This is a genomic window from Streptomyces sp. CO7, from assembly GCF_053474865.1.
The window spans coordinates 162,414-167,592 of record NZ_JBRIOU010000010.1 but is presented as its reverse complement, the minus strand read 5'-3'; the positions used below and the strand labels follow the sequence as shown (position 1 = coordinate 167,592).

Sequence of the window (5,179 nt, the reverse complement as noted above, 5' to 3'; positions counted from 1 at the left end):
GGCGACGCCCGCGCCAACAAGTCCGGCGCCGGCGAAATGCTGGTCCTTGTCGAGGGTGCGGGTGCCGCCGCCGGACTTGTTGGCGCGGGCGTCGCCGAAGTGCCGCCGGATGCGCTCGGCCTGCTCGGCGATCCACGGGACGTCCTGGGCGTCGGTGTTCCACCACAGGGCGAGCGCGCCGCCGGGGCGCAGGACGCGCAGGGCCTCCGGGAAGGAGTGCGCTGGGTCGGTCCAGTGCCAGGACTGGGCGTAGGTGATCAGGTCCGCGGAGCCGGAGGCCAGCGGGAGATGGTTGCCGTCCCCCCTGACCAGTGACACGTCCGGGAGGGCGCGGCGGAACTGGGCGGCCATGCCGTCGCCCGGCTCCACGGCCACGACCCGGGCGCCGCGGGCGCGCAGGATCGCGGTGGAGATCCCGGTGCCGGCCCCGACGTCGGCCACGCGGGCTCCCTCGACGGGGCGGCCCGCCAGTTCTTCGACGGCGTCCAGCAGCGCGGGCGGGTAGGACGGGCGCGCGGCGGCGTAGACGGCGGCCGCGCCGTTGAAGGAACGGGCCCGCTCGGCGTGGGCCTGGACCAGGGACTCGTACGGCACGGAGCGCGCGGTGGGCGAGGTCATGTGCCCATGGTGGGGACGGCGGATAAGGGCCGTGGCCGTTTTTCGGGGGTTGGGATTCCTGGGGCGGAAGTCTCGCAATTCCTGCGCGGGAATTCCTCATTCCGGTCGGGCGCACCGATTGGTGTTGCTCCGTACGGAAGAGCGGTTCGGCCGCCCAGGTGCTGGAAGGGGCGCTCGGTCCTAGCGTGGGGCCATGTCCGAATCACCCGACACCGCCGGGGTCACCGTGGCGCCCATGACGGTCGAGCACGCCGCGGAGGTCCTCGCTCTCGGCCGCCGTGTGTACGACACCACCGTCAAGCCCTACACGTCCTGGTCGCTGTCGGCCGTCGCCCGGCATCTCGACGGCGACGGATCGACCTGCCGGATCGCGCTCGACGGAGGACGCCTCGCCGGGTTCGTGCTCGGCTCCCTCGGGTTCGACCGCCGCACGGACTGGGGCCTGCTGGAGTGGATCGCCGTCGATCCCGGTCACCAGGGCCGGGGGATCGCCCGTCGGCTGGTGGAGGAGTGCTGCGCGGGTCTCTTCGCGGCGGGGGCGGCCGCCGTGGTGACGGAGGTGGAGTCGCAGAACACCGCCTCGGCCGCGCTGATGCGGCGGAACGGGTTCGCGGAGGGCGCGGTGGTGACGCTCTTCGTCCGGGAGTCGGAGGAGTAGCCGGAACGGCCACCGGTCCACCGGCGAGGACACCGGAGCCGCCCCTTGCAACCGCCGGGCGCCCCACCGGGCCCCGTCAGGGGCGCGGGGAAACTGCGCGGACGCCCGCCACGCGGGGGCCGCACCCCGGGACAGGCCTGGGTGCACGGCACCTCGGGGGCGCGGTACCCGGAACGGCGCTCTCCGGCTCCCGTGGGCACCAGGCCGGCGGCATTCGGGCTCGCGGCGACCGCAACGGCCCGCAGCGCCGGGGCGACGAACAGGGCCGGGGAGACGAACGGGTCCGGCGGCGCGACCGCCCTCGAAGGGGTCGCGCCGCCGGGACGGTGTCGGCCGAGGGCGGTGTCAGCCGAGGAGGGTGACGTCGCGGACCGCGCCCTTGTCCGCGCTGGTGGCCATCGCCGCGTAGGCGCGGAGCGCCGCGGACACCTTGCGTTCGCGGGCACGCGGCGCGTACCGCCCGCCCAGCGCCTCCTCGCGGCGCGCCAGCTCCTCGTCGGAGACCAGCAGCTCGATGGACCGGCCCGGGATGTCGATGCGGATCCGGTCGCCGTTCTCGACCAGCGCGATCGTGCCGCCGGACGCCGCCTCCGGGGAGGCGTGCCCGATGGACAGCCCGGAGGTGCCGCCGGAGAAGCGCCCGTCGGTGATCAGCGCGCAGGTCTTGCCCAGGCCGCGGCCCTTGAGGAAGGACGTCGGGTAGAGCATCTCCTGCATGCCGGGGCCGCCCTTGGGGCCCTCGTAGCGGATGACGACCACGTCGCCGTCGGTGACCTGCTTGTTCAGGATCTTCTCGACGGCCTCCTCCTGCGAGTCGCAGACCACCGCGGGACCCTCGAAGGTCCAGATGGACTCGTCGACGCCGGCCGTCTTGACCACGCAGCCGTCGACCGCGAGGTTGCCGCGCAGCACGGCCAGGCCGCCGTCCTTGGAGTAGGCGTGCGCCGCCGAGCGGATGCAGCCGCCCTCCGCGTCGACGTCCAGCGCCTCCCAGCGCTCGGACTGGGAGAACGCCTCGGCGGAGCGGACGCAGCCCGGGGCCGCGTGCCAGAGTTCGACGGCCTCGGCGGACGGTGAGCCGCCGCGCACGTCCCAGGTCTTCAGCCAGTCGTCCAGCGAGGCGCTGTGCACGGAGTGGACGTCCTCGTTGAGCAGACCGGCCCGGTGCAGCTCGCCGAGCAGGGCGGGGATGCCGCCGGCGCGGTGCACGTCCTCCATGTAGTACGTGCGGTCCTTCGCCACGTTCGGCGCGACCTTGGCGAGGCAGGGGACGCGGCGCGAGACGGCGTCGATCTGCTCGAGACCGAACGGGACGCCGGCCTCGTGGGCGGCGGCCAGCAGGTGGAGGATCGTGTTGGTGGAGCCGCCCATGGCGATGTCCAGCGCCATGGCGTTCTCGAAGGCGGAGAAGGAGGCGATGGTGCGCGGCAGGGCCGTCTCGTCGTCCTGGCCGTAGTACCGGTCGACCAGGTCCATCACCGTGCTCGCGGCCCTCTCGTAGAGGGCGCGGCGGGCGGTGTGGGTGGCGAGCACGGAGCCGTTGCCCGGCAGGGAGAGGCCGATGGCCTCGGTCAGGCAGTTCATCGAGTTGGCCGTGAACATGCCGGAGCAGCTGCCGCAGGTGGGGCAGGCGGACTCCTCGATGCGCAGGATGTCCTCGTCGGAGACCTTGTCGTTGACCGCCTCGGAGATGGCGTCGACCAGGTCCAGGGTGCGGACGGTGCCGTCGACCAGGGTGGCCCGGCCGGACTCCATCGGGCCGCCGGAGACGAAGACGGTGGGGATGTTCAGCCGCAGGGCGGCCATCAGCATGCCCGGGGTGATCTTGTCGCAGTTGGAGACGCAGATCATCGCGTCGGCGCAGTGCGCCTCGACCATGTACTCCACGCTGTCCGCGATCAGGTCGCGGGAGGGCAGGGAGTACAGCATGCCGCCGTGGCCCATGGCGATGCCGTCGTCGACGGCGATCGTGTTGAACTCGCGCGGGATGCCGCCGGCCGCCTTGACGGCCTCGCTGATGATGCGGCCGACCGGCTGCAGGTGCGTGTGACCCGGCACGAACTCCGTGAAGGAGTTGGCGATGGCGATGATCGGCTTCCGGCCGATGTCCGCACCCGGTACACCGGAGGCCCGCATAAGGGCGCGGGCGCCCGCCATGTTGCGGCCGTGGGTGACTGTGCGGGACCTCAGCTCGGGCATCGTCGCTCGCTCCTTAAGGAAGTACTGGCCTTGTCGAGAGTACGCCGGGCATCCACCGGTCGGACACGGTTGTCCGGAATGCGGGACGTGAGATGCGCCCCGTCGCGTCGCGGGTCGGGGCCGGCTCCGTCGGCTCAGCCGGCGGCGGGGGCGCCGGGTTAACCGGTGAGGTGGTGCTGGAGGACGGGGGCGAGGCGGGCGACCAGTTCCTCCGGATCGGCGGAGGCGATCGGCTCGACCTTGATCACGTAGCGCAGCATCACCACGCCCACCACCTGGGCGGCGGCCAGTTCGGCGCGCAGTTCCGCGTCGGGGGCTTCGAGCTCCTTGGCGACCTTGCTGAGCACCAGCCCGGTGACCATGCGGCGGAAGATGGCGGCGGCGGCCTCGTTGCTGACCGCGGAACGGATGATGGCGAGCAGCGGGGCCCGGGTCGCCGGGTTCTCCCAGATGCCGAGGAACATGCGGACGAACTGCTCCCCGGCGCGGTCCGGACGCAGGTCGGTCAGGGGCTGGGTGCGCAGCACGGGGGCGAAGGCGCCCTCCACGGCCGACTCGAAGACCTGCTCCTTGGTGCCGAAGTAGTGGTGCACCAGCGCGGGGTCCACGTCGGCCGCCTTGGCGATGCCGCGCACGCTGGCCTTCTCGTAGCCGCGCTCGGCGAACACCTCACGGGCGGCGGTCAGGATGCGGTCGCGGGCCGCCGGGGTCTCGGCGGAGGCGCGGGGCGGTCGGCCACGGCCACGGCGTGGCCCGGTCGGCTGTGCGGTCACTGGCCCTTGACCCGCAGCGGGGAGGCCAGATGGAGGCGGGTGAAGGCCAGCGCCTCGGCCAGGTCGGCCTCGCGCTCCGCGTTGGACATGGCCCGGCGGGTGTTGACCTCGATGACGACGTGGCCGTCGAAGCCGGAGCCGGCGAGCCCCTCGAGGAGCTCGGCGCAGGGCTGGTCGCCGCGGCCGGGGACCAAGTGCTCGTCCTTGGCCGAACCCTTGCCGTCGGCGAGGTGCACGTGACCCAGGCGGTCACCCATCCGGCCGATCATCGCCATGGTGTCGGTGCGGGCCGTGGCGGTGTGGCTGAGATCGATCGTGAAGTGCCGGTAGTCCTCGTCTGTGGGGTCCCAGCCGGGGGCGTAGGCGAGCATCTCCCGGTCGCGGTAGCGCCAGGGGTACATGTTCTCCACGGCGAACCGGATGTCCGTCTCGTCGGCCATCCGCCAGATGCCGGACACGAAGTCACGCGCGTACTGGCGCTGCCAGCGGAACGGCGGGTGCACCACGACCGTGGAGGCGCCGAGCCGCTCGGCGGCGGAGCGGGCGCGCTGGAGCCGGACCCAGGGGTCGCTGGACCAGACCCGCTGCGTGATCAGCAGGCAGGGGGCGTGCACGGCGAGGATCGGCATCCCGTGGTGGTCGCTGAGGCGGCGCAGGGCCTCGATGTCCTGGCTGATCGGGTCGTTCCACACCATGACCTCGACGCCGTCGTAGCCCAGGCGCGCGGCGATCTCGAAGGCCGTCGCGGTGGACTCCGGATAGACGGAGGCGGTGGACAGCGCGACCTTCGCGTCGGGGATGCGGACGACTGGTTCTGCCACGGCAGCAAGAGTACGGGAGGCGCGCGGAAGCGGCGGGGGCTCGGGGGGGGGTTCCCGCCGCCGCGATGCCGCCTCCCCGGCCCGCCCCCCGCCTGTCCCCGGGGGGGGGG

Annotated in this window: 5 protein-coding genes; 1 reads left to right on the top strand and 4 read right to left on the bottom strand. The window is 73.0% G+C overall.

Annotated features, from left to right (window positions below; genetic code table 11):
• On the bottom strand, positions 1 to 618 hold a 618-nt coding region (locus ACOV8S_RS29040), incomplete at its 3' end, for a class I SAM-dependent methyltransferase (RefSeq protein WP_448321465.1).
• A gap of 193 nt (positions 619 to 811) precedes the next feature.
• Here ACOV8S_RS29040 and ACOV8S_RS29035 point away from each other — a divergent pair.
• A complete protein-coding gene (locus ACOV8S_RS29035) occupies positions 812 to 1,276 on the top strand; it encodes a GNAT family N-acetyltransferase (RefSeq protein ID WP_448321464.1) in 465 nt (154 codons plus the stop codon).
• A gap of 345 nt (positions 1,277 to 1,621) precedes the next feature.
• Here ACOV8S_RS29035 and ilvD read toward each other — a convergent pair whose 3' ends face one another.
• The 3 genes from ilvD to ACOV8S_RS29020 form a co-directional block, all read right to left on the bottom strand.
• A complete protein-coding gene (gene ilvD, locus ACOV8S_RS29030; RefSeq protein ID WP_448321463.1) occupies positions 1,622 to 3,475 on the bottom strand; it encodes a dihydroxy-acid dehydratase in 1,854 nt (617 codons plus the stop codon).
• Positions 3,476 to 3,633: 158 nt separating this feature from the next.
• Complete coding sequence (locus tag ACOV8S_RS29025; protein ID WP_448321462.1) at positions 3,634 to 4,248, bottom strand: TetR/AcrR family transcriptional regulator; 615 nt, start codon at positions 4,246 to 4,248, stop codon at positions 3,634 to 3,636.
• A complete protein-coding gene (locus ACOV8S_RS29020; protein WP_448321461.1) occupies positions 4,245 to 5,069 on the bottom strand; it encodes a sugar phosphate isomerase/epimerase family protein in 825 nt (274 codons plus the stop codon). Before ACOV8S_RS29020 ends, ACOV8S_RS29025 begins: the two co-directional genes overlap by 4 nt.
• Positions 5,070 to 5,179 lie beyond the last annotated feature (110 nt).